General features: G+C 57.7%; 23 protein-coding genes and 2 pseudogenes. 11 read left to right on the top strand and 14 right to left on the bottom strand.

Annotation, left to right across the window (positions count from 1 at the left end; translation table 11 throughout):
* The first annotated feature begins 174 nt into the window (after window positions 1–174).
* The gene (locus TU82_RS28665; RefSeq protein WP_156421655.1) at window positions 175–735 is read left to right on the top strand and encodes a hypothetical protein; all 561 of its coding nucleotides are present in this window, start codon (window positions 175–177) and stop codon (window positions 733–735) included.
* A gap of 107 nt (window positions 736–842) precedes the next feature.
* Here the strand turns inward: TU82_RS28665 and TU82_RS09495 are convergent, their stop codons facing one another.
* The 4 genes and pseudogenes from TU82_RS09495 to TU82_RS27785 all read right to left on the bottom strand — a co-directional run.
* Window positions 843–1,442: a hypothetical protein gene (locus TU82_RS09495; protein WP_057722952.1), complete on the bottom strand. Its 600-nt coding sequence runs from the start codon at window positions 1,440–1,442 to the stop codon at window positions 843–845.
* Window positions 1,443–1,699: 257 nt separating this feature from the next.
* Window positions 1,700–3,631, bottom strand: coding sequence for an AAA family ATPase (locus TU82_RS09500; RefSeq protein WP_057722953.1), 1,932 nt, complete (start codon window positions 3,629–3,631; stop codon window positions 1,700–1,702).
* Between the two features lie 267 nt (window positions 3,632–3,898).
* A pseudogene (locus TU82_RS29135) lies at window positions 3,899–4,637 on the bottom strand (phage portal protein); the annotation flags it as partial.
* Window positions 4,624–4,899, bottom strand: a pseudogene (locus TU82_RS27785) (site-specific integrase); the annotation flags it as partial. The pseudogenes TU82_RS29135 and TU82_RS27785, both read right to left, overlap by 14 nt.
* Before the next feature lie 101 nt (window positions 4,900–5,000).
* On the opposite strand from TU82_RS27785, the gene dusA reads away from it, so the two are divergent.
* Both dusA and tal read left to right on the top strand, forming a co-directional pair.
* Window positions 5,001–6,011, top strand: a complete 1,011-nt coding sequence (gene dusA, locus TU82_RS09510; protein ID WP_057722954.1) for a tRNA dihydrouridine(20/20a) synthase DusA — start codon at window positions 5,001–5,003, stop codon at window positions 6,009–6,011.
* Between the two features lie 331 nt (window positions 6,012–6,342).
* Complete coding sequence (gene tal / locus TU82_RS09520; protein ID WP_057722956.1) at window positions 6,343–7,269, top strand: transaldolase; 927 nt, start codon at window positions 6,343–6,345, stop codon at window positions 7,267–7,269.
* 198 nt (window positions 7,270–7,467) lie between these two features.
* Here the strand turns inward: tal and rssC are convergent, their stop codons facing one another.
* Together rssC and rssB are read right to left on the bottom strand one after the other, a co-directional pair.
* Window positions 7,468–7,950, bottom strand: a complete 483-nt coding sequence (rssC, locus tag TU82_RS09525; protein WP_017848891.1) for an anti-sigma factor antagonist RssC — start codon at window positions 7,948–7,950, stop codon at window positions 7,468–7,470.
* Window positions 7,950–9,131: a two-component system response regulator RssB gene (rssB, locus tag TU82_RS09530; protein WP_057722957.1), complete on the bottom strand. Its 1,182-nt coding sequence runs from the start codon at window positions 9,129–9,131 to the stop codon at window positions 7,950–7,952. Before rssB ends, rssC begins: the two co-directional genes overlap by 1 nt.
* 276 nt (window positions 9,132–9,407) lie before the next feature.
* Between rssB and TU82_RS09540 the strand changes: the two genes are divergently transcribed.
* Window positions 9,408–9,704, top strand: coding sequence for a PilZ domain-containing protein (locus tag TU82_RS09540; protein WP_057722959.1), 297 nt, complete (start codon window positions 9,408–9,410; stop codon window positions 9,702–9,704).
* A gap of 62 nt (window positions 9,705–9,766) precedes the next feature.
* Here the strand turns inward: TU82_RS09540 and TU82_RS09545 are convergent, their stop codons facing one another.
* Window positions 9,767–10,456 carry an MlaA family lipoprotein gene (locus TU82_RS09545; RefSeq protein WP_057722960.1) on the bottom strand — a complete coding sequence of 230 codons (690 nt, stop codon included), beginning with the start codon at window positions 10,454–10,456 and terminating at the stop codon, window positions 9,767–9,769.
* A gap of 196 nt (window positions 10,457–10,652) precedes the next feature.
* Here TU82_RS09545 and pcrP point away from each other — a divergent pair, with 196 nt between their 5' ends.
* Window positions 10,653–11,261 (top strand): HAD superfamily inactivated hydrolase PcrP, encoded by a 609-nt coding sequence (gene pcrP, locus TU82_RS09550; protein WP_057722961.1) that lies wholly within the window; start codon window positions 10,653–10,655, stop codon window positions 11,259–11,261.
* A 111-nt stretch (window positions 11,262–11,372) separates the two neighbouring features.
* Window positions 11,373–11,639, top strand: a complete 267-nt coding sequence (locus tag TU82_RS09555) for a DUF4404 family protein (RefSeq protein WP_057722962.1) — start codon at window positions 11,373–11,375, stop codon at window positions 11,637–11,639.
* Window positions 11,640–11,777: 138 nt separating this feature from the next.
* On the opposite strand, the gene queF is transcribed toward TU82_RS09555, so the two are convergent.
* Both queF and copI read right to left on the bottom strand, forming a co-directional pair.
* Entirely contained in the window at window positions 11,778–12,608 is an 831-nt protein-coding gene (gene queF, locus TU82_RS09560) for an NADPH-dependent 7-cyano-7-deazaguanine reductase QueF (RefSeq protein WP_057722963.1), read from the bottom strand.
* 66 nt (window positions 12,609–12,674) lie between these two features.
* Window positions 12,675–13,184 (bottom strand): copper-resistant cuproprotein CopI, encoded by a 510-nt coding sequence (copI, locus tag TU82_RS09565; protein ID WP_057722964.1) that lies wholly within the window; start codon window positions 13,182–13,184, stop codon window positions 12,675–12,677.
* A 253-nt stretch (window positions 13,185–13,437) separates the two neighbouring features.
* Here copI and TU82_RS09570 point away from each other — a divergent pair, with 253 nt between their 5' ends.
* Together TU82_RS09570 and TU82_RS09575 are read left to right on the top strand one after the other, a co-directional pair.
* Window positions 13,438–14,118, top strand: coding sequence for a heavy metal response regulator transcription factor (locus TU82_RS09570; protein WP_057722965.1), 681 nt, complete (start codon window positions 13,438–13,440; stop codon window positions 14,116–14,118).
* Entirely contained in the window at window positions 14,115–15,470 is a 1,356-nt protein-coding gene (locus TU82_RS09575) for a heavy metal sensor histidine kinase (RefSeq protein WP_057722966.1), read from the top strand. The genes TU82_RS09570 and TU82_RS09575 overlap by 4 nt, the downstream gene beginning before the upstream one ends.
* A 117-nt stretch (window positions 15,471–15,587) precedes the next feature.
* Here the strand turns inward: TU82_RS09575 and TU82_RS09580 are convergent, their stop codons facing one another.
* From TU82_RS09580 to TU82_RS09590, 3 genes are all read right to left on the bottom strand, one after another.
* The gene (locus TU82_RS09580; RefSeq protein WP_057722967.1) at window positions 15,588–16,832 is read right to left on the bottom strand and encodes a lipoprotein-releasing ABC transporter permease subunit; all 1,245 of its coding nucleotides are present in this window, start codon (window positions 16,830–16,832) and stop codon (window positions 15,588–15,590) included.
* Window positions 16,833–16,893: 61 nt separating this feature from the next.
* Window positions 16,894–17,577 carry a lipoprotein-releasing ABC transporter ATP-binding protein LolD gene (gene lolD / locus TU82_RS09585; RefSeq protein ID WP_164484517.1) on the bottom strand — a complete coding sequence of 228 codons (684 nt, stop codon included), beginning with the start codon at window positions 17,575–17,577 and terminating at the stop codon, window positions 16,894–16,896.
* Between the two features lie 7 nt (window positions 17,578–17,584).
* The gene (locus TU82_RS09590) at window positions 17,585–18,835 is read right to left on the bottom strand and encodes a lipoprotein-releasing ABC transporter permease subunit (protein WP_057722969.1); all 1,251 of its coding nucleotides are present in this window, start codon (window positions 18,833–18,835) and stop codon (window positions 17,585–17,587) included.
* 94 nt (window positions 18,836–18,929) lie between these two features.
* Here TU82_RS09590 and TU82_RS09595 point away from each other — a divergent pair, with 94 nt between their 5' ends.
* Both TU82_RS09595 and TU82_RS09600 read left to right on the top strand, forming a co-directional pair.
* Window positions 18,930–19,508: a PilZ domain-containing protein gene (locus TU82_RS09595; protein ID WP_057722970.1), complete on the top strand. Its 579-nt coding sequence runs from the start codon at window positions 18,930–18,932 to the stop codon at window positions 19,506–19,508.
* Between the two features lie 44 nt (window positions 19,509–19,552).
* The gene (locus tag TU82_RS09600) at window positions 19,553–20,275 is read left to right on the top strand and encodes a glycerophosphodiester phosphodiesterase (protein WP_057722971.1); all 723 of its coding nucleotides are present in this window, start codon (window positions 19,553–19,555) and stop codon (window positions 20,273–20,275) included.
* Window positions 20,276–20,317: 42 nt separating this feature from the next.
* Here the strand turns inward: TU82_RS09600 and sthA are convergent, their stop codons facing one another.
* Complete coding sequence (gene sthA / locus TU82_RS09605) at window positions 20,318–21,712, bottom strand: Si-specific NAD(P)(+) transhydrogenase (protein ID WP_003189670.1); 1,395 nt, start codon at window positions 21,710–21,712, stop codon at window positions 20,318–20,320.
* 215 nt (window positions 21,713–21,927) lie between these two features.
* Here sthA and TU82_RS09610 point away from each other — a divergent pair, with 215 nt between their 5' ends.
* Window positions 21,928–22,461 carry a chalcone isomerase family protein gene (locus TU82_RS09610; RefSeq protein ID WP_057722972.1) on the top strand — a complete coding sequence of 178 codons (534 nt, stop codon included), beginning with the start codon at window positions 21,928–21,930 and terminating at the stop codon, window positions 22,459–22,461.
* Window positions 22,462–22,636: 175 nt separating this feature from the next.
* On the opposite strand, the gene TU82_RS09615 is transcribed toward TU82_RS09610, so the two are convergent.
* On the bottom strand, window positions 22,637–24,100 hold the full coding sequence (locus TU82_RS09615; protein ID WP_057722973.1) for a glyceraldehyde-3-phosphate dehydrogenase: 1,464 nt from the start codon (window positions 24,098–24,100) through the stop codon (window positions 22,637–22,639).
* Window positions 24,101–24,125 lie beyond the last annotated feature (25 nt).

The following is a 24,125-nucleotide window of genomic DNA, read 5'->3' on the forward strand; positions in this document are numbered from 1 at the left end:
AATCTAAAAGATCGACCCGTTACAATATATGGTATTTTTTTAAAATTAGGTCACAACTTTTATATCGACATAGAAAATCATGAAGACTCGCCGCTTATTTTGAAACCCTACGAGACATACCACAGGTCAATGGGGGAAATAATCTGCTATACGGTTAATACGAACATTATAAAAATGGAAAAACTTCTTCAAGACAGCAAAACCAAAAAACGTTTAGTACTTTCCACAAACGAAGGCAAATATGTCGTACCCAAAGAAGTCAAGCATTGGTCGCCTGTAGGAGAGTTTTTTAGAAACTACCTGACGGGAGTAATAAGGGTCGTTAGAGTCTCTCATAACAATAAAGATATTGGCGGTAATATCCGCTTTATAGTTGATATAACTAATACTGAAGGTCATACAGAAACCATTAAACTAATGAGCTCAGATTATCAGCTAGTAATTTTCAAGAACTTCAACCTTACGAGAGAGTGCCTTTTATCCAAAGACTCATTGGAGCTTTTTCTACACGATAAGTTAGAGCAAAATCTGATTTCCAGGGGATCATCGATCAAAGTCTATGACTTTGATGAACATAAGAAAAAGATAATAGAGCGATTTCGAAGCGAAGCAATCCAGGCGGAACGCTATAGCGCCTCATACTATTATATATTTGGTAAGCTCTACACCGCTTACTCAAATTTTAAAACTGCAAGAGCAAACAAACGCAGCAAGGTAGAACACAAAAAACATTAAACTCGGCTTGATTGCGGGCGATAGAATATCTTTTTAACATACTTATGCGCACCGCAATTAATATTCTAAATCAAATAAATTTCGCTCGGTTCACCTATCGTCAAACATCAGTTGCGTTTGCCTTTCTGCATGATCCGGGGCGGGAGCCAGTCGTCTGCAGCGGGGTTGTTTGTGAGCATACACAGCATCCTGCGGCTTATGAAGACGCCCTCATTTTCCCTCTCGCGTGCAGTGTCCTCAACTCCACCGGGATATTTGATCTTGGCGTTAATTACGCTGAGTTCATCATGGAAATCTGCTAGGCTTCCTGCTGGAAAGTGCATGGTTATGATCTGTTTTTTAGACACTCGCGTAGTGCTTATTTTCTCTGGTTCGTCCATAGACCAGGTCCACATACCATGAATCAACGCATTTCGAGAATCGTGCAGGCGAGTGATTTTTTCAAACTGCTGAGTTAGTACTTCAGCACGGTCGCCCTCTTCAACTTCAGCAACCCGAGCTTTCCACAACTCCAGCACCTTGATAAAGCTCAGGTTATTCATCGCCCTTGGCAACTCCTCGAACTCTTGCACATTGAAAGTTGCAATTGTCTGCGCAAACACTTCGGACTCGAGTGCCCCCCATAAAGCAATGATCCTGCCGAGGAGTAAAGCCTCCTTGTCAGAGAGCGGAACGTCGTACAGATGCATTAAATCATTATTGCTCATGGGTGAATTCTCTTAGTGTTGTAGGAGGGGAGTACGTACGCTACGCCCGCCGCAGGCGCATAATCGTATCTGTAAGCATTTGTGTATTTTTATCCAGAGTTTTCATGGCCCCGACTGCATTATCTGCAACTGTCTCCACTCCATTCGCTAGTTTGGTTGCGCCTGTACCCTAGTACTAGTTCTCCATGCCGCTGCCTGCTACACGTTATCAATATTGCTATTGAAAAATCCTGCTACCTGGAAGCAAATCCAGAAATTCACCTAGGCCGCGATATTTGCAACTCTTTGAACAGCTGAACAAACTGCACTGGAATAAGTCTCCCTCCCGTAAGCTTTAGCATGGACTTGGTAACAACAGTATACTTTAAATCTTTTTTTGCGCCATTTCCTATATAGGACCTCAGCCCGGGATAGGCCGTAAGTACTACCCCCTCCAACTCCGATCCCATATGCAGGTACCTAATATCAGTTAAAAGTCGCAGTCCGGACACGTACTCGATTTCAGCATCTCGATTGTTTGGAGAGTTCAGCACCCGCTCTAAATAGCGATCTAGTGAAACTTGAAGTAGATCCAAGCGCTCAAGCCATTCACCCCAAGAAACTCCCTCTCCACAAAGATTAAAAATGGAGTAATCATCGCCTTTATCCATATGAAGCATTAAAAGAATTGAAATTGGATCTAGGCCGATATTTTCCGTGGTATATGCATACCCATTAGCAAAAACCACTATCCCTGGTTTAGGCTTATTATGAAGATCCCAATCAACTACACCCCTGACGTATTTACTGCTAAACTCCGCGAAGCTTTCAACAGCCCCATAAACATGCGCACAACTACCAACACCATTTATCGCATCGACCATCTTTGAACATAAGTCACCGTCATCAGAAACCAAACTATGCATAGCTTCAACAATGCGATACTCGGGAACTTTTTCCCCAGAAGGAATAAAGCTCAATGAGACCTTAGAATCAATTGTATCTTCTACACCTCTAAGGTGCGCATAAAGAGCGCTAAACATATTAGCATCATAAAAACTCTCAACAAAAACATGAAGCCTATTCTCTGGATCTAATGAAATCTGATTAACTCCATCAAGCAATTCAGATATCGCGAAATCCTTCTCAACTGAAACTGCACCTGCCTCATCGACCACATAAATACTATCTGGGGGAGCCAGAGCAACGGTCGTCGGGGAATGGGTAGTTATAAATACAAAAACGCCAAACATAGCAGTGAAGCTATTCAATACGGCATATAACTTTTCAACCATTTTCGGATGCAAAAACGCATCAGGCTCATCGATAAGCAATAACTTCGGAACTGCAGACGACATAACCTCCCTGTACTGAGTGTTAAAAAGAGTTAACACAAGCCACAACAAAGTATTCTCGCCTGACGAAAGCGAATCGGGATTTAAATTCTGCCCACTGCCTTTTAACTTAAGTTGTGCGACGTAATCGTACACATCAGATTCTTCATCAGGAATCGAAAAAATAAATTTACCATCAAAAACTTTTTCTAATATAGAGTTAAGTACTTCCCACGGCTTTGATCCGAAATACTCCTCAATTTTATCGAACGTAATAAAGTCTACATCTTTACGTCTCGACACCACGCGCCACTCATTAAATTCGTTCTCATCGATACGTCGACGATAGGTGTTACATATCATCGAAATATCACTTACTCCAAACGGCGTATCCAAAAGCTCGTCAAAATTCAGTTTTATATGCTCCTCACTCAAATCAGCAATTGGCAGATTCAACTTAAGAGATATTACTCGACACAACTCATGCAACTTGGCGTAACTCAAGGATATTTGAGGACTACCCATCCTAGCCATCATGCGCGCACTGGCTTTGTTCTCATCATAGGGGTCTATGAAATCCTGCTTACTTCTAACAAAATACTCTATAGTTGATCTAACTTTGGCTACATATGCATCATCATTGTATCCTTGGCCAAACGAAGGCACCAAGGCAGACTGCGCCAAAAAAATGATATCGCTGGCATTCAACTCTTTTTCCGTTCTATAAACCTTAGTAGATAGCTGCTTAATACTTTCGAGAAACCGTGTCTTACCTACACCATTCTTTCCCGTTAGTACGACAATGCTTCCCTTAATCCGAATTGATTTTCGCAGCAAAAAACCCTTATATTCGGAATCTCCAACGACAGTCAACATAGCTTAGCCCCTTCAAAACGAAAAACCATTAATTAATCATTTCGTTATATACGCCACACACACGTTTTCAACATATATAACTCCAAACATCTCCATATCTTTTAATGCTATACAGATTGGTGTCGTTTATTCTGGAGTTATCTCACAAATATCAAGAAAAAACCGCCTTGCGTAGTATAATTTTCGGCGACCACGACTTTGGGGGGACTCAGCTTCGGGCCGGTCTGACGCACGGATTCGGCGCCCTATTTACCGCGCCGGGGGTTATCAGGCACCTACTGTAATTTCATAATGTTTGAAGCGCACCACCTCCTCCCCAAGCCACTCATTCACCTGCGCCGCTTCCCTGATCGATCCATACCCACCTGCGTTTTGCGGCACCATCAGCTGCGGCGGAATACGCAAGCTGGCCAGCACGTCGTCGCGACGTCTGATTTTTTATCGAGTTGAATTCATCCTTGGCTGTCACTTCGCTGACCGGGATGATCTGCAGCCCGTCTTTTTTGCCGTGGGCGAATACACAAAAAGGTTGCGGAAGTTGCCAGGCCCCTTGGAGTCCTTTAGCGCCTTGCGTAGGAGTCGACGTCCGCTTCGTTCTGCGCGGCGTCGGTCGTGTAAAGAATGAAACCGGCATGACTGCCGTTTTCGTAATACTTACGACGAAACAGCGTGGCCGACTCGTTCAGTAAGGCTGATTGCAAGGCGCTGGTCCATTCGGGCAGGCCGTACACCTCTTGGTGCAGATCCGCCTCCCGCAGATGAGAAACAGTGCCCGGTTCAAATTCATGTTCTTCCTTCCAGCCCTGCACCATGAACTGCCGCCCGTCTTTGCCCGAGCGCATGTACTTCGCCAGCGGCGGTACCAGCTCGCGCACCGGGCCGAGCATCGAGCGCCGCCCTTCCAGATGGCCGTTACCCAACACAGGAAGTTCGGAGAGAACTGTTCAAAGGCTGCCCGCGACAGCAGGCGGTGCGGGATAAACGTCTTGCTCAGCAAGTTGCGCTTTGCCCAGCGGCTTGGCTTTCTCAACTTCTACCAAGTATTGATCGGTCATTTCTTTGAGCGTGGTCCCCTTGCGGTTTGCGCGCTCGATCGTACTAGGTTCATCCACCTCCGCTCCGCGCTTACGCGTCCAAGCCTGCACAGCCTGTTTTCGGGCGAAGGTCTGGCTCTCTTGGTAGACTTGCACTCCGTCGCGCTTGATGCGGATCTGAGCCGTGTAGCTCACACTCTCATCCGCCAGTTTTCTTGCCCTGATAGTCGCCATGTTGAAAGTGGTACGCGTCAGTTTTGAAGTGGTACATGGTACCGCCAAGACCTGAAGACACCTGAAACGCCCCAAAACACGCCCAGAACACGTTGAGTAAAATGCTAGATAAACAGACCTTTAGCCCAGCAGAATCAAGCCCCGCACTGTCTCGGCGTTTTAGTGTTGCTCCCATGATGGATTGGACCGACCGCCACTGCCGGTTCTTCCTACGCCTGCTCTCCAAACACGCCCTGCTCTACACCGAGATGGTCACCACCGGCGCGATCCTCCACGGCGATCACGAGCGCTTCCTGCGCCACAACGAAGCCGAGCACCCGCTCGCGCTGCAATTGGGCGGTAGCGTCCCCGCCGATCTGGCCGCCTGCGCCCGTATGGCCGAAGCCGCCGGTTACGACGAGGTGAACCTGAACGTCGGCTGCCCCAGTGACCGCGTCCAAAACAACATGATCGGCGCGATCCTCATGGCGCACCCTGCCCTGGTGGCGGACTGTGTGAAGGCGATGCGCGATGCGGTGTCGATTCCGGTGACGGTGAAGCACCGTATCGGCATCAATGGTCGGGACAGTTATGCCGAGTTGTGTGATTTCGTCGGGACGGTGAAGGATGCCGGTTGCACCAGTTTTACCGTGCATGCGCGGATTGCGATTCTGGAGGGGTTGTCGCCCAAGGAGAACCGGGACATTCCGCCGTTGCGTTATGACGTGGCGGCGCAGTTGAAGCGGGACTTTCCGGCGTTAGAGATCAATCTTAACGGTGGGATCAAGACGTTGGAGCAGTGCCAGGAGCATTTGCAGACGTTTGATGGGGTGATGCTGGGGCGGGAGGCTTATCACAATCCGTATCTGTTGGCGGAGGTGGATCAGCGGTTGTTTGGCAGTGAGGCGCCGGTGATCAGCCGGGCGCAGGCGTTGGTGCAGTTGCGGCCTTATATTGCTGAGCATTTGGCCAGTGGTGGGACGATGCATCACATTACTCGGCATGTGTTGGGGTTGGGCACCGGGTTTCCGGGGGCGCGCAGGTTCAGGCAGTTGTTGTCGGTGGATATTCATAAGGCGGCGGATCCGTTGGCGTTGCTGGATCAGGCGGGGGAATTATTGGACGGGCGGTGAGTGGGTAGCTGATGGGCTTTTGTAGGAGCGAGCTTGCTCGCGAAAAATCCATAGCCGCCGCGCTTATTCAGAACGCACGCGTTATCGTTGACGTTTTTCGCGAGCAAGCTCGCTCCTACAGCATTGGGGCAGGCCCAGTGGCGATGGAGGCGCTATCGGGCAGTTGGGTTGAACCTGCCATCGATTCCGGCCTCCTATTGAGCAGTACGGCCGCTATTTAAGCGGCTGTTTTCAGGTTGTTGCCCCGCGCAAACGACCTGACGCATTTGCGCCCTTGAGCGCCTGCCAGCGCTCGGGTAATGTCATCAGACCCACAGGACAGAGCACGCCCATGACTTCCAAGCTGGAACAACTCAAGCAATTCACCACCGTCGTAGCCGATACCGGCGATTTTTCTACCCTCGCCAAGCTCAAGCCACAAGACGCGACCACCAACCCTTCCCTGCTGCTCAAGGCGGCATCGATTCCAGGCTATGCCAAGCTGCTGGATGAGTGTGTGCAGGACTGCAATGGCGATGTGGGCCTGGCCAGTGACCGGTTTGCGGTGGCGGTGGGTCAAGAGATTCTCAAAGTAGTACCGGGCCGTATTTCCACCGAGGTGGACGCCCGTCTGTCGTTCGACGAAGAGGCGATACTCAAGCGTGCGCACCGTCTGATCGATCTGTACGACAAAGCCGGCGTCAGCCGTGACCGTGTGCTGATCAAGATCGCTTCCACCTGGGAAGGCATCCGCGCGGCGGAGAAGCTGGAGAAAGAAGGCATCCAGACCAACCTGACGCTGCTGTTCTCCTTCGCCCAGGCCGTGGCGTGTGCTGAAGCGGGTGTGTTCCTGATTTCGCCGTTCGTGGGCCGTATCTATGATTGGTACAAGAAGGCCAACGGCAACGACTACACCGGTTCCGATGACCCGGGCGTGCAGTCGGTGACGCGCATCTACAATTACTACAAGGCTAACGGCTATAAGACCGTGGTGATGGGTGCGAGCTTCCGTAACCTGAGCCAGATCGAAGAGCTGGCCGGGTGTGATCGCCTGACCATCAGCCCGGACTTGCTGGAGAAGCTGGCGGCGGATGAAGGCAAGCTGGAGCGCAAGTTGTCGCCGGGGCATGCCGGCGAAGCGCGGGTGCATATGACTGAAGCGCAGTTCCGTTGGGAGTCCAACGAGGACGCGATGGCGACCGAGAAGCTGGCGGAGGGGATTCGTCAGTTTGCTCGGGATCAGGAGAAGCTGGAGGCGCTGTTGTCGGCCAAGCTGTAAGGGCGGATAGCGGCAAAAAGGGCGGCACCTTGGTGGGTGTCGCCCTTTTTTGTGAAAGCCAGTCTCAAGCCAGTCGCAGATTAAATGTGGGAGGGGGCTTGCCCCCGATGGCGGTGGATCAGTCAGCATATTTATGACTGACATACCGCCATCGGGGGCAAGCCCCCTCCCACATTTTGATCACATTTCAATTGAGGATCAGTGGCGCTCGAGGGCGTTGACCAGGTCGTGGAAGGCTTCGCGGTTGGACTCGTTGAGGCCCATCAGGATCTTGTGCGCTTCCAGCACCTTGATCCGTACGATTTCCTCGGACTGGTCCTGGGACGGCAGGTCGGTCAGGCATTCCGGGCAGGGGATCGGGCGGTCAACGATGTTGAACACTTGGTCAAACCCCATGGACTGCAGCAGCCGGGTGATGTCTTCGTGGGTGGTGACCACGGTCGGCAACAGGCCGACCTTCTGCCGCGACAGAATGGACAATTTGGCCAACAGGCCCAGGGTGGTGCTGTCGATGCTGCGGGTTTCGGTCAGGTCGATCACGATCGCCGAGAAATTCAGCGCTGTGAAGATCCGCTCGATCGTCGCATCCAGCGCCGAACACAGGGTCAGGCGCACTTCACCGACAAATTTGAGGACGAAGGTCCCGTCTTGCTCGGCGAATTGGATTCTTCCGGTACTCATCAAAGATTCCTGCTCAACACCAATAGGGCGATATCATCCGGCATCTCCCCTAGCGTGGCCAATCCAAAAACCTGCCGCAGACCATCCAGGCTGCCGCCCGCCGACTTGACCTTTTGAGGCAAGGCGGCTTCTTTCTCTTTGAGTGTAGGCTCTGGAAGAAGGTCCAGGATGCCGTCGGACATCAGCGTCAGGCTGAAGGTCGGCGGCAGTTCCAGGATGTGGTCTTCGTAGGTGGCCTCATTGAACAAGCCCACCGGCAGACCACGCCCTTCCAGGTAACGCACACTGTCAGGAGTGTATAAAACCGGCATCGGCAGGTGACCGCCAATGCTGTAGGTCAAAAGACCGGTTTCTTCATCGATCACGCCGCCAACCATCGTCACGTGCTTGCCCAGCTTGCAGCTGATCAGGCCCCGGTTGATGTGGCCCAGCACCTCGGAGGGGGTGAACTCCGGCAAGGTGCCATTGCGCTTGGATTCGAACAACAACCGCGTGGTCATGAACTTCAACAACACGGTGACAAAGGCAGAGGATGCGCCGTGGCCGGACACGTCGGCCAGGTAGAACGCCACGCGCCGCTCATCCACACGGAAATAGTCAACAAAATCCCCCGACAAGTACAACGACGGGATGATCTGGTGCGCGAACTGGAAATCGTCGATGGTCCAGGGGCTGACCGGCAGCATGTTCATCTGCACCTGGCGACCGGCGTTCTGGTCTTCCTGGAGCAGGTTCAGGCTGGCTTCAAGCTCGCGGTTGGCGGTCTCGAGCTTTTCGCGGTAGCGCTGGTTTTCCTGGAGCAGGCGCGCACGGTCCAGGGCGCGGCGCACCGAGTGCTCCAGCACCGCCAGGTCTTCCAGGGGTTTGATCAGGTAATCGGCGGCGCCCAGGCGCAGGGCTTCAACGGCGTCATTCATGACCCCGGCCCCGGACACGACAATCACCGGCGTCTGCGGAGCACGCTCGGTCACCTGGCGAATCAGCTCGAGGCCGCCCATCTGGGGCATGCGCAGGTCGCAGATCACGAGGTCGGGCTGGTCGCGCTCGAATACCTGAAGACCCTGTTGGCCGTTGCCGGCCTGCAGGACGCTGAAGCCACTGTCTTCCAAATAGGCCGCGAGGCTCGCGCGCACTACTTCGTCGTCATCGATTATCAGCAGCGTGGCACTGGTTTTTTGCATGTGGGCAAACGGCGCCAGAATTAGGTTGGCGTAGGTGGCTCGACAATGGCCGGGCTCACGTACTGGATTCGCTTTCTAGCCTCTCTGTCCTACAAAGCATTGGGATTTATCCAATGCACAACCGTAAAGCAGAGGTGCCCTTCTAAGGCGCAGACGGTACTCCCATCCGTGAGGGGTTTCAAGCTCATGCCGATGGTCGCCGAGCGTCTTTACATGGCAAATCACCGGGAGTTATAAGAACGTTCATCACCACAACCCAAAGTAAGGATGGATGCTGTGAGCGAACATGAGCGCGACTACGCCGAAAAACGCGACTTCATCCGCATGCGGGTGGATGCCGATGTATCCTTGATCCACGCCGGGCAAGAGATTGCAGGGGTCTGCCTGGACCTGTCCAGCTCCGGCATGCAGGTGCAGGCACCTCGCCAGTTCAATGTGGGCGACCGGCTCACCGTGCGCATCGATTCCGAGCACGCCGCGCTCAAGGGCCTTGAGGCCGATACCGAGGTGGTGTGGGCCAAGACCGTAGGCGATGAGCAGCAACTGGGCCTGAAGATTTTGAACATGCGCTGATCAGCGCGCACAAAAAAGGCGACCGTTCAAAGGTCGCCTTTTTCATTTCAAAACGTCACAGCTTAAAAGTCGTCGACGACCTTGCCGTCCTTGACCTTGAACTCGCGGTTTTGCAGGTAAGCGTTACGGATAAAGGTGTACTTGTCGCCACTGATCAGCTTCTCGCTGTCGAGCAGACTGGCACGGGTGTCGACCACGTTCAGGCCGAAGGTGCTGTTGCGCCAGCCGATATCGTTCATGTAGCGGTACGGTTGGGTGTAGCTGTCCACGTATTTGGACGGCGCGTCACGCAAGGTGCTTGGGCCGAGCAACGGGATCATCACGTAGGGACCGCTGCCGACGCCCCAGTAGCCGAGGGTCTGGCCGAAGTCTTCATCGCTGCGCTGCAGCCCCATTTTGGTGCCGACATCGATAAAGCCCAGCACGCCGAACGTGGTGTTGACCAGCAGACGGGCTGTGTCGACGCCAGCATTGTGCGGCTTGAGCTGCAGTACGTTGTTGGCGAGGTTGCCGACATCGCCGATGTTGCGGAAGAAGTTGTGCACGCCGTCCTGCACAAATTGCGGGGTGACGAACTGATAGCCCTGGGCGATTGGCTTGAGGGCGTAAGTGTCAACGGTGTCGTTGAAGGTGAAGATGGGACGGTTGACGCTTTCCCATGGATCATCTTCCGTCGCGGCCTGAGCGGCGAACGGTGCCAACAGGACGGTGGCACACACCGATAGCTGAGCGAAGTACTGGCTCCAGCGCATAGCTTTTGCTCCTTGAATAGTCTGTCATGGGCGCTATGCCCTGAATAAGGCCGTCAGTATATGACGGAAGTATGGATTTAGGCAGTCGCAACGAAACGACTTTCATGATTTGGACAAAGATCCTACAAATACGCCCCGATGTCATCCACCTGTCATGCCACCCCGATAGCGTTGCAGCTATTTCAGGGACGTTCAGATGCCACATGCCGAGATAGCCGTCGCCACTGCCCCCGCGTTGACCGCCGTGTTGTTTGGCCTGAGTGGCTGCCTGGTGGATTTCGGTTCCCAGGCCCGCAGCGACTCACCCTCCCCCGACTCCCAGGCCACACCTGGCGCGCTGAAAATTCTGCGCAGCCTGAAGGAGCAAGGCGTGCCCTGCGCCTGGCTGGATGAATTGCCCTCCTCTGTCACCACGCCACTGGCCACCGCCCTGCCCGCCTGGCTCAAGGCCACCTCGCCTTCCACCATTCGCTGGCCGGCGCCCCACGCCTGCTGGCAAGCCTTGATGGAGCTGAATATCACACGCCTGGAGGGCTGCGTGCTGGTCAGCGGCGAACCGCGCCTGCTGCAATCGGGCCTGAATGCCGGGCTGTGGACCATCGGCCTGGCCTCATGTGGCTCGCTGTGCGGCATGGCGCCGGAACAATGGCAGGCACTGAGCGAAAAGGAACGCGAGCACAAGCGCGGCAAGGCCACCGTGGCGCTCTACGGATTAGGCGTGCACTCGGTGATCGATCACCTCGGCGAACTCGGCACCTGCCTGGCCGATATCCGCCTGCGCCGGCTCAAAGGCGAGAAGCCCTGACAAGGATCATGCACAGCGGGCGCCGGTGGATTAATCTACAGGTCAGTTCGTAGACCTTTCCCGGCGTGCCGCGGTCTATGCCAGTGCCTATCGATAAAAGGAAAGAATGTCATGCCTGATCGCGAGAAGTTACAACAGCAGGCCGATATCGTGCGCCAGCAACTGATCGATCATCCAGAGTTGCCCGCGGAAAAACGTGCAGCGCTTGAAGAGCTGGTTGCCAAATTCGACGTGCAGCTACAACTGGAACCGGCCACCCAGACACCCAGCATCGCTGATGATGTAAATCGTGCGGTGGAAGGGTTTGAACTGGACCACCCAGGCATTGCCGGGACACTGCGCAACATTGTGATAACGCTGGGCAACATCGGCATCTAACCTGCCAGCCAACCCAGCACAGATCCAACATGTGGGAGGGGGCTTGCCCCCGATTGCAGGGTTTCAGACACAGATGCTGTGACTGACACTCCGCTATCGGGGGCAAGCCCCCTCCCACATTTGGTTTTGGGTGCAGGCTTATTGACGCGCCAGGCGTACGTTCTGGAAGTCCACATCCTCGGTGCTGCGGTACGGGTTGATATCCAGCCCGCCCCGGCGCACATACCGCGCGTACACGGTCAACTTTTCAGGCTTGAGCAAGCGCTGCAGGTCCAGAAAGATGCGCTCCACGCACTGTTCATGGAAGTCCGAGTGCTGACGGAAGCTCACCAGGTACTCCAACAGGCTCGCGTGATCCAGCGCCGCGCCCCGGTATTCCACCACCACACTGCCCCAATCGGGCTGGCTGGTGACCGGGCAGTTGGATTTGAGCAGGTGGCTGTGCACGCTCTCCTCCACCACCCGCGAGTCATCACAGCGCAGCAGTTCCGGACGCGGATGTTCGTAGCTGCTGACGTTGATATCCAGCTCATCAATGCACACGCCCGGCAACGCCATCACGCCTTCGGCCTCGATATCAGCCAGGCTGCGAATGCGCACGCTGACCGGCTTGCCGGCGGCGGCGCCGAGGTCGTTGCGCAGGGTTTCTTCCAGCTGATGTGTATCGGCAAACGCGGTCTGGTTCAACGAGTTGAGGTAGAGCTTGAAGGACTTGGACTCGATGATGTTCGGCGAGTCGGCCGGGATGCTGAACTCACCGATGGCCACCACCGGCTTACCGGACGGCAGCAACCAGGACAGTTCGAAGCAGTTCCAGAAATCCACGCCCTTGTAAGGCAGGGTCTCGGCGTTCAGGCCCAGCTCGGCCCACTTGGCCGCGCGAGGGATCGGGAACAGCAACGAAGGGGTGTAGGTGCAAATGTATTCACTGGACTTGCCCAGCGGCGAATGTTCGGCTGCGGGATGCATGGCGGAAACCTGGCTAGATAAACCGCGCCAGTCTACCAGCCTTTGCTCCTGCCCTTAAGGAACGCCTTACTCAACGGTCAGCGTGCCGACCATGCCCGCCTGGTAATGCCCGGGAAGATTGCAGGCGAACTCAAGGCCGGTGGCCTTGGTAAAGGTCCAGGTCAGCTCGGCGATTTGGCCCGGCTCGACCAGCACACTGTTCGGATCATCGTGCTTCATCGCGCCGTGCGCCATTTTACTGTGGTCCATGGCTCCCATCCCGGTGGGCGTGAGCATGCCGCTGGCCTGCATCTGCAGCATTTCCTTCTGGTGTTCGGCGTGCATGGCCGCGTCGCCAAGGTTGAATTCGTGGAGCAACTGGCCTTTGTTGATCAGTACAAAACGAACGGTCTCACCGGCCTTTACGTCCAGGGACTTAGGCGAGAAGGAAATATCCTGCAGCGTCACCTCCACCGTACGGGTGGCTTTGTCAGCCGGTGCCGGTTGGCCAAACGCGTAGGTGCGAGACGCATCAGCCAGTGCATTGAAGCTCAACGCCAGCAGGCCCGCCAGCAACAGGGGTGTACGCAATGCCATCTCTCTTCTCCCAAAATACATAACCAGCTTGGGCAGCACTCTAAGATAAGCCCGCTGCCAGCGAGCTGACTGCTAGATTACAACTTTGTCAGGTTTCCCCGTTGGCGCGCTCACCCGCTTATTGTTGTAGGAGCGAGCTTGCTCGCGAAGAACGCCAGCACGCCGCGTCAAGCCAGAGAGTACGCGTTATCGTTGACGTTTTTCGCGAGCTCGCGCCTACAGGGAAGCGTCCATCCTTTGCCAAGAGCCTTACATGAAACTGCTGATCGTCGAAGACCAACCCAAAACCGGCCATTACCTGCGCCAGGGCCTGGCCGAGGCCGGGTTTACCACCGAGTTGGTGGCCGACGGCTCCAGCGGTCAGCACCTGGCGCTGACCGGCGACTATGACTTGCTGATCCTCGACGTGATGCTGCCCGGTCGTGATGGCTGGCAAATCCTGCAAGCGGTGCGCAGTGCCGGCCTGGACGTTCCCGTGCTGTTTCTTACCGCACGCGACGCGGTGGAAGATCGCGTCCACGGCCTGGAGCTGGGCGCCGACGATTACCTGGTCAAGCCCTTCGCCTTTTCCGAGCTGCTCGCCCGCGTGCGCAGCCTGTTACGGCGTGGCAGCAGCGCGCCGCAGGACACCCACCTGCAACTGGCCGACCTGCGCCTGGACCTGATCCGCCGCCGCGTCGAGCGCAGCGGCCAGCGTATCGACCTCACCGCCAAGGAGTTCTCCCTGCTGGAGCTGCTGCTGCGCCGCCAGGGCGAAGTGCTGCCCAAGTCGCTGATCGCCTCACAGGTGTGGGACATGAATTTCGACAGCGACACCAACATCATCGAAGTGGCGATCCGCCGCCTGCGCCTGAAAGTCGACGACGCCTTTCCCAACAAGTTGATCCACACCGTGCGCGGCATGGGCTATGTACTGGAGGAGCGCTTCACTTGATCCAGCGCCTGTCCCTCGCCAGCCGCCTGGCACTGCTGTTTGCCGCGTGCACCGCCGTGGTTTCGCTGCTCGCCGGCGTGCTGTTCAACCACGCCAGCGAGGCGCACTTTATCGAGCTGGACCAGCAGCAATTGGACAGCCGGCTGGTGGCGCTGCGCAGCACGTTGCAGGGTGTCGACTCGGCGCAAGCCTTTGCCCGGCGCGAACCTCAACTGCGCGCCGACCTTAGCCATCAACCCGACCTCGCCTTGCGCATCACGGCAGCCGGCCAGCGCTGGCTTGACGACGCGCCGGGCGTGACGTTGCCCGAGGCACCCGGCCTGCACAGCCTGCAACAGGCAGGCACCGACTACCGCGTGTACAACGCGCCCCTGAGCCCCGGCCAACCTGGCTCAGCGCAATTGACCCTGATACTCGACATCACCCACCACCAGCATTTCCTGCAACGCATGCAGCGTTTGATCTGGCTGACCGTCGGCCTCTCGGCCCTGGCCACCGCGCTGCTCGGCGCCTGGGCGGCGCGCAGCGGGTTGCGCCCCTTGCGGCGCATGGGCGAAGTCGCCGCCGGTGTGTCCGCCCACTCCCTGACGCAACGCTTGCCGCAGCAACAGATGCCGGTCGAACTGGCCGAGCTGGCGCAGACCTTCAATGCCATGCTGGGCCGGCTGGACGATGCATTCCAGCGCCTCTCGGCTTTCTCCGCCGATATCGCCCATGAACTGCGCACACCGCTGTCGAACCTGCTGACCCAGACCCAGGTCATCCTCACCCAGCCGCGCCCACTGGAGGATTACCGCGAAGCGCTGCACAGCAACCTGGAGGAATTGCAGTGGATGGCGCAACTGGTCAACGACATGCTGTACCTGGCCAAAGCCGATCACGGCTTGCTAAGCCCCAAGCGCGAGCCGCTGGCGCTGGCCGATGAAGTCGAGGCGTTGCTGGAGTTTTTTGCGCTGCTGGCCGAAGACGCGCAGGTTTCGTTGGTGCGTGAAGGCCATGCCCACGCAGCCGGCGATCGCGGCATGTTGCGCCGGGCCTTGTCCAATCTGTTGGAGAACGCACTCAGGTTTACCCCGGCGGGCGGTGAGGTGCGGGTACGCCTGGCAGACGGTGAGCGCTGCGTGAGGCTGACGGTGGAAAACACCGGGGAAGGCATTTCGACAGATGTATTACCGAAGCTGTTCGATCGCTTCTACCGGGCCGATCCGGCGCGGCGCGAAGGCAGCAGCGAGCATGCGGGGCTGGGGCTGGCGATTACCCAGTCGATTGTGCGGGCGCATGGGGGGAGGATTTATTGTGAGTCTGAGGCGGGGTGGACGCGGTTTGTGATTGAGTTGCCCAGGGGCGATTGATGCACGCTGGGCCGGCCCTATCGGGGGCAAGCCCCCTCCTACAGTGGACCGCGTTTATTCAGGAGAAATGAGGTCAAAATGTGGGAGGGGGCTTGCCCCCGATAGCGGTCTCAGCTGCTACGAATACCTGAGCGCATGCGCCGGCTCGATCTTCGCCGCCCGATACGCCGGGTAAATCGTCGCCAGGAAGCTCAGCACAAACCCCGCCGAGCAAATCAGCAACACGTCCCCACCTTGCAATTCGGAAGGCAGGTTGCTGACAAAGTACACATCCGAACTGAAGATATGCTGCCCGCTGACCCGCTCCAGCCAGCCCACCAGTTCGCTCACGTTCAGCGCCGCAATCACCCCCAGCACGCCGCCGATCAGGGTGCCGACCACGCCGATCACCGTGCCCTGCACCATGAAGATCGCCATGATCTGCCGAGGCGTGGCGCCGATGGTGCGCAGGATCGCGATGTCCGCGCCCTTGTCGTTCACCACCATGATCAAGGTGGCGATGATGTTGAACGCCGCCACCGCGACGATCATCAGCAGCAACAGGCCGATCATGGTCTTTTCCATCTTCATCGCGCTGAACAGGCTGCCCTGGGTGTGGGTCCAGTCGTCCGCCTTATACCCCGCGCCGAGGCTGGCGGCGATGTCCGCCGAGACCTTGGGCGCCGCGTACAGGTCGGTCACCGCCAGGCGCACGCTCTGCACCTGGTTGGGTTGCCAATGCTGTATTTCAGCGGCATCGGCCCGGTTGATCAAGGCCATGGAGCCGTCCAGCTCGGCGCCCACCTTGAAGATACCGACCACGTTCAAACGCTGCATGCGCGGTGTGATACCACCCGGCGCGGTGCTGATTTCCGGCACGATCAAGGTCAGCTTGTCGCCCACGTTCAGGCGAAAGCGCCGTGCGGTGATGTCGCCAATCACCACACCGAACTCGCCGGGTTTCAGGTCGTCCAGTTTGCCGCGCACGATATGCTGGGCCACGATCGACACCTTGCCTTCCTGGGCCGGATCGACGCCGCTGATTTCAATCGGCTGCATCGCGCCCTTATAGGAGAACATGCCGTCCATCTGCGTGAACGGGACCGCCGCCGTCACTTGCGGGTTCTTCATCGCGGCAGCGGCCACCGGCTGCCAGTCATCGATCGGCTTTACGCCGACGATGGTGGCGTGGGGCACCATGCCGAGGATGCGCGAGCTCATTTCGCGCTGGAAGCCGTTCATCACCGACAGCACCACGATCATCGCCAATACGCCCAGGGCGAGGCCGATCATCGAAGTCATCGAGATAAACGAGACAAAACGGTTGCGGCGTTTGGCGCGGGTATAGCGCGTGCCGATGAAAATCGATAACGGTCTGAACATTCGCGTGCACCGCCTGAAAAAATAAAAAAGCCCGGCCTCGAAAAACCGGGCTTGCAGCCACTCAGATAGCGACCAGATGACCTTCCTGCAAATGCAGTACGCGGTCCATCTGACGGGCCATGCTCATGTCATGGGTCACCACCAGGAACGCGGTGCGCATCTGGGTGCTCAGTTCCAGCATCAAGTCCTTGATGCCCTGAGCGGTGTGGGAGTCGAGGTTGCCGGTGGGCTCGTCGAGCATCACCAGGCCTGGGTTGTTCACCAGGGCACGGGCAATGGCCACGCGCTGGCGCTCCCCGCCGGACAGCTCGGCCGGCTTGTGCTCCAGGCGATGGCCGAGGCCGACGCGCTCCAGCAAGGCGGTAGCACGCTGGCGCGCCTCGGGGATTGCGGTCTTGCCGATCAGCAGCGGCATGCACACGTTTTCCAGGGCGGTGAATTCCGGCAGCAAGTGGTGGAACTGGTACACAAAACCGAGCGAACGGTTGCGCAGTTGGCCACGGGCCTTTTCATTCAGGGCCGACAGCTCTTCACCGGCCAGCCACACGCTGCCCTGGGACGGCGTATCAAGGCCGCCCAACAGGTTGAGCAAGGTACTTTTGCCGGAGCCGGAACTGCCGACGATCGCCACGCGCTCGCCGGGGTGCAGTTCAAGTTGCAGGTTGGCCAGCACCACCACGGATTCCGGGCCTTCCTCGTAGGATTTGCCCAGGTTGCGGCAGCTCAGGATTGCTTTTTCACTCATGCCCGATTCACTCATAACGTAATGCCTGTGCTGGCTGGGTACGTGCCGCGCGCCAGGCTGGATACAGGGTGGCAAGGAAACTCAGGACCAACGCGGCACCGCCCACCATCAGCACATCCTGGGCCTGAACCTGGGACGGCAGGTAGTCGATGAAGTAGACGTCGGCGTTGAGGAATTTGTGGCCGAGCACTTTTTCAAGCAGGGCGATGGCGGCGCTGACATTCAACGCTGCCAGAATGCCCACGGCCGTACCGATCAGGGTGCCGACCACGCCGATCACCGTGCCCTGCACCATGAAGATCGCCATGATCTGCCCCGGCGTGGCGCCCAGGGTGCGCAGGATGGCGATGTCGCCCTTCTTGTCGTTCACCACCATCACCAGCGTGGAGATGATGTTGAAGGCAGCCACGGCGACGATCAGCAACAGCAGCAGGCCGATCATGGCTTTTTCCATGCGGATGGCCTGGTACAGGTTGCCGTGGGTGCGGGTCCAGTCGCGGGCGTAGTACTCGGACTCCCCCAGGTGCTGGGCGATTTCCCAGGCGCCGCGTGGCGCGTCGAACAGGTCGTTGAACTTCAGGCGCAGGCCCTGCACCTGGTCCGGCTGCCAGCGATGCAGGCGTGCCAGGTCGGTGAGGTTGGTCAACCCGAGGTAGCCGTCGATCTCGCCGGCGCCCACGTGAAAGGTGCCGACCACGGTAAAACGCTTCATGCGCGGGAACATGCCGGCCGGGGTCACGGTGACCTCCGGCGCGACGAACGTCAGCTTGTCGCCCACGCCCACACCGAGCTTGGCCGCGGCCTTGTCGCCGATGATGATGCCGAAGCTGCCGGGCGCCAGGTCATCGAGCCTGCCTTGCAGCATGAACTTGTCGATGATCGAGACGTTGCGCTCCTGGGCCGGGTCGACGGCGTTGAGCAGGATCTTCTGCACCTTGCCGTCGTTGGTCAGCAACCCCTGCATCTGGGTAAACGGCGCAACGGCCAGCACCTTGGGGTTCTGCTTGACCTTGGCGGCCAGGCTTTGCCAGTCGCTGATGGGCACATCGCCCTCGATGGTCGCGTGGGGCACCATGCCCAGCACGCGGGTGCGCATCTCATGATCGAAGCCGTTCATCACCGACAGCACCACGATCATCACGACCACGCCCAGGGCGAGACCGATCATCGAGGTCAGGGAAATGAACGACACAAAATGATTGCGACGCTTTGCACGGGTATAACGCGTGCCGATAAATACGAAGAGAGGTCTGAACATGTCGGGGCTTGTTCGGAGGAAAAGAAGACGTCCCGGTGGCGGGGTCTGGTCAGCAGCTTTACACTCAGACCATTACCGTTACCTGGGGTTCGCCATGTCGACATTAGATGAAGAAGAGCGCCGCGAATACTACCGTATCGACGACATGATCGCACTCCAAATCAAAAGCCTGTCTGCCCCCGAAGCGGCGAGCAAGGAAGTGTTGCTGGATGATTCGCCGCTGTTCAATCTGCTCAGTGAATTGCACCTCAGCGAATTCGAAGCCCAGCACCTGCTGCGCCAGATCAACGAAAAAGACCGCAGCCTGGCGGCGTTCCTCAAAGTGCAGAACAAGCGCCTGGACCTGCTCAGCCAGGTCATGGCTCGCGGCCTGCTCAATGAGGTAGGCGCGCCGCAGCCGGTGATCCTGTCCGAAGGCGGCATCGACTTCCAGCACCCTGCCCCGCTGGCTCCCGACACCCACCTGGCGGTCAAGCTGGTACTGATGCCGCAGGCGCTGGGCCTGCTGTTGCGCGCGCGGGTGAGCCATTGCGCCCCGAAGGGCGACGGCTTTGAGGTGGGCACGGAATTCGAATCCATGACCGACGCCCAACGCCAGCTGCTGGCGCGCTACATCCTGCAGAAACAGGCCCAGGAACGCCGCCTGGCGCGAGAACAAAGCGACGATCTCTGAATGCGTATTCACGACGCCAGCCATCCTGGCGCAAAGGAGCAACTGTGACCCTGATTTACGGCCATCGCGGTGCCAAAGGCGAAGCACCGGAAAATACCCTGACCAGCTTTCAGGAATGCCTCAAGCACGGCGTACGTCGCTGCGAACTGGATTTGCACCTGTCCATGGACGGCGAGCTGATGGTCATCCATGACCCCACCCTCAAGCGCACGGCCGACCGGCGCGGCAAAGTCGTCGAGTACTCGGCGGCGGACCTGGTGAAGATGGACGCACGCAAAGGCGGCCCGGGCTGGGTCAGCCCCTGCCCGATCCCGCGCCTGGAAGAACTGTTCGAACAGTGCGACTTCGATCACTGGCAACTGGAAGTCAAAAGCGCTTCGCGCACCCGCGCCGCCACCACTGTGCTGGCGATCCGCGAAATGGCCGTGCGCTTTGGCCTGATGGACAAAGTCACCGTGACCTCAAGTTCGCGGGAAGTGCTCAAAGCTGCGATTGAACTCACCCCGGACCTGTCACGCGGGCTGGTGGCCGAATACGCCTGGCTCGACCCGCTGAAGGTCGCGCAGAACTATGGCTGTGAGTATCTGGCGTTGAACTGGACGTTGTGCACCCCCGAGCGCCTGGAAAAAGCCCAGCGCCAGGGTTTGCATGTATCCGTGTGGACGGTCAACGAACCCGCGCTGATGCGCAGGCTCGCCGACTTCGGCGTAGATAGCCTGATTACAGACTTTCCCGGTTTGGCCACTGCCACCCTCGGGAATTACTGAAATCGGTCTCCCCGGCCGGCTCAGGCCACCGGCCGGAGCCGCTCAAAAAAGCCGGTTGAGGCCGTCGTAGGCCGCTACCCGATAGGCTTCGGCCATGGTCGGGTAGTTGAACGTGGTGTTGACGAAATACTTGAGGGTATTTTGCTCGCCCGGCTGGTTCATGATCGCCTGGCCGATGTGCACGATCTCCGATGCCTGGTAGCCGAAGCAATGCACGCCGAGTACTTCCAGGGTTTCGCGGTGGAACAGGATCTTGAGCATGCCTTGCGGCTCACCGGCGATCTGCGCACGCGCCATGCTCTTGAAGAACGCCTTGCCCACTTCGTAAGGCACCTTGGCCTTGGTCAGCTCGTGCTCGTTCTTGCCGATCGAGCTGATCTCGGGAATCGTGTAGATCCCGGTCGGCACGTCGTTCACGTAGCGCCAGCTGCCGTTGTCGACAATGCTGCCGGCCGCCGAACGGCCCTGGTCATGGGCGGCGCTGGCCAGGCTCGGCCAGCCGATCACGTCACCGGCGCCGTAGATGTTCGGCACGCAGGTGCGGTAGTTCTCGTCCACTTCGATCTGGCCACGGCTATTGACCTTGACCCCGATATTTTCCATGCCCAGCTTGTCGGTGTTGCCGGTGCGCCCGTTGCACCACAGCAAGGCATCGGCCTTGATCTTCTTGCCGGACTTGAGGTGCAGGATCACCCCGTTGTCCAGGCCTTCGACGCGCTCGTACTCTTCGTTGTGGCGCACAGTGATGTTGTTGTTGCTGAAGTGGTAGCTCAACGCCTGGGAAATTTCCGAGTCGAGGAAGCTCAGCAACTGGTCACGGTTGTCCACCAGCTCCACCAATACACCCAGGCCGCTGAAGATCGAGGCATATTCGCAGCCGATCACGCCGGCGCCGTAGATGATCAGTTTGCGCGGGGTGTGGCCAAGGCTCAGGATGGTGTCGCTATCGTAGATACGCGGGTGGTGAAAATCGATGTCCGCCGGGCGATACGGGCGCGAGCCGGTGGCAATGATGATGTGCTTGGCCACCAGCTTCTCGACCACGCCGTTGGCGCAGACCACTTCGACGGTCTGCTCGTCGGCGAAGCTGCCGGTGCCGAAGAACAGGTCGACGCGGTTACGGGCGTAGTAGCCGGTGCGCGAAGCGACTTGCTTGGAGATGACTTTCTCGGCGCTTTTGAGCACGTCCGGGAACGAAAACCAGCGCGGCTCGCCAATCGCCCGGAACATCGGGTTGGTGTTGAATTGCATGATCTGGCGCACGGAGTGACGCAACGCCTTGGACGGGATGGTACCCAGGTGGGTGCAGTTGCCGCCGACCTGGCGACGGCTGTCGACCATCGCCACCTTGCGCCCTGCCTTTGCAGCGTTCATCGCCGCGCCTTCTCCAGCCGGGCCGGAACCCAGTACCACCACGTCGTAGTTGTAGACAGCCATGCGTACTCCTCAGAACAGGCCAGGCGTACGGTTGGACGCCGGGCTAAATCATGCCGCGGCCAGCGGGCATGAAGGACAATTTGGCTCAAGTGTGTGAACCGGGGCACAGTCTATATAAGGCTCAACGCCGCGCACATTAACCCTTGGTCGCGTCGTAGGCCAGTGTTGCCATACTAACAGGGCGCAAATCAGCGTCGATTCAAGGATCAGCCATTATGCGACAACTCGTTATCGGTTTGATGCTGTTGATCTCGATCACGGCGCAAGCCAGTGATGCGGACCGACTCAAGCAGGCTGGCTTCCCCGCGCAGGTCGAGGGGCTGGCGCTGAAAAACCAGGCGGTGCTCAACTATCTCTGGGCGGATGTTTACGCGGCGGCGCTGTATGGCCCAAAGGATCTGAGCGCAAAACAGGCCTGGGAGCAGCAAAAATCGCTGCGCCTGACGCTGTATTACTTTCGCGATATCGACCGTGGTGATGTGATCAAGGCGGCCACGGCTACGCTGGAACGCCAGCAAACCAATCCCCGCTTGAAGCCTGAGATCGACAAACTGCACGCCCGCTTCCGTGATATTCGCAGCGGCGATCGTTACGCCCTGGATTTTCGCCCGGGCCGGGGTTTGAACCTCGAGATTAATGGCCAGGTGGTGTTCAGCAGTAGCGATGATGCGCTGGCGAGGGCTTACCTGGGTATCTGGCTGGCACCTGAAGGGTTGTCTGATGAGTTGCACGACAAGTTGCTGGATTGATGTGTCGGCTGTAGCACTGCCATCGGGGGCAAGCCCCCTCCCACATTTGACTGTATTCGCAAATCAAACTGTGGGAGGGGGCTTGCCCCCGATGAGGCCCTCCCAGACACCACAAAACCCCCAGCCATAAAAAAAGCCCCGAACCAGTCGGGGCTTTTTCATTCAACACTCAGGCTTAGCGCGGAAACGCCGGCGGGTTGACCCCGGCCATATCTTCCATCACGCGAACCACCTGGCAGCTGTAACCGAACTCGTTGTCGTACCACACGTACAGCACAACGCGGTTGTCCTGGCTGATGGTCGCTTCGGCATCCACCACACCAGCGTGGCGCGAGCCGACGAAGTCGGTGGACACCACTTCCTGGGAATTGACGAAGTCGATCTGCTTGTGCAGATCGGAGTGCAGCGCCATGTAGCGCAGGTACTCGTTCATCTCTTCACGGCTGGCGGCTTTCTCAAGGTTCAGGTTGAGAATCGCCATCGACACGTTCGGCGTCGGCACACGGATCGCGTTGCCGGTCAGCTTGCCGGCCAGTTCAGGCAGCGCCTTGGCGGCAGCGGTGGCGGCGCCGGTCTCGGTGATCACCATGTTCAGCGCGGCGCTGCGGCCACGGCGGTCGCCCTTGTGGAAGTTATCGATCAGGTTCTGGTCGTTGGTGTACGAGTGAACGGTCTCGACGTGGCCGTTGACGATGCCGAACTTGTCGTTCACAGCTTTCAGCACCGGCACGATGGCGTTGGTGGTGCAGGACGCGGCGGACACGATCTTGTCGTCAGCGGTGATTTCACCGTGGTTGATACCGTGCACGATGTTCTTGAGCTTGCCCTTGCCAGGCGCAGTCAGGACAACGCGATCGACACCCGGGCAGGCCAGGTGCTGGCCCAGGCCTTCGGCGTCGCGCCATACACCGGTGTTGTCCACCAGCAGGGCGTCCTTGATGCCGTACTGGGTGTAATCCACCTCGGACGGGTTTTTGGCGTAAATCACCTGGATCAGGTTACCGTTGGCCGTAATGGTGTTGTTTTCTTCGTCGATGACGATGGTGCCGTTGAACGGACCGTGTACCGAGTCGCGGCGCAACAGGCTGGCGCGCTTGGTCAGGTCGTTCTCGGCGCCTTTGCGCACCACGATGGCACGCAGGCGCAGGCCGTCGCCGCCGCCGGTTTTTTCGATCAGGATGCGCGCCAGCAGGCGGCCGATACGACCGAAGCCGTACAGCACCACGTCGGTGCCTTTGCGGGCCGCGGCGTTTTGCTGGCCAACCACGTCGGCCATTTCTTCACGCACGAACTGCTCGGCGCTGCGACCGGCGCCTTCCTTGCGGAATTTGTAGGCCAGCTTGCCCAGGTCGACCGAAGCCGCGCCGAGCTTGAGCTCGCTCATGGCCTTGAGCAGTGGGAATGTTTCGTGGACGGAGAGTTCGCTGTCGTCGGCGGAACGGTGACGCGCAAAGCGGTGTGCCTTGAGAATCGCGATGACGGACTGGTTGATCAGGCTGCGGCCATAGATCGAGCTCACCACATTGTTATTGCGGTACAACTGGCCGATAAGCGGAATCATCGCTTCTGCGAGTGCTTCACGGTCGATCCATTCACCAAGACACTGGTCGGGCTTCTGAGTCACGGGAACCTTCCACATGTAGGGGCTGAAAAAAGGGGCTACA

Origin of the sequence: Pseudomonas orientalis, assembly GCF_001439815.1 — a bacterium.
Taxonomy (GTDB): domain Bacteria; phylum Pseudomonadota; class Gammaproteobacteria; order Pseudomonadales; family Pseudomonadaceae; genus Aquipseudomonas; species Aquipseudomonas orientalis.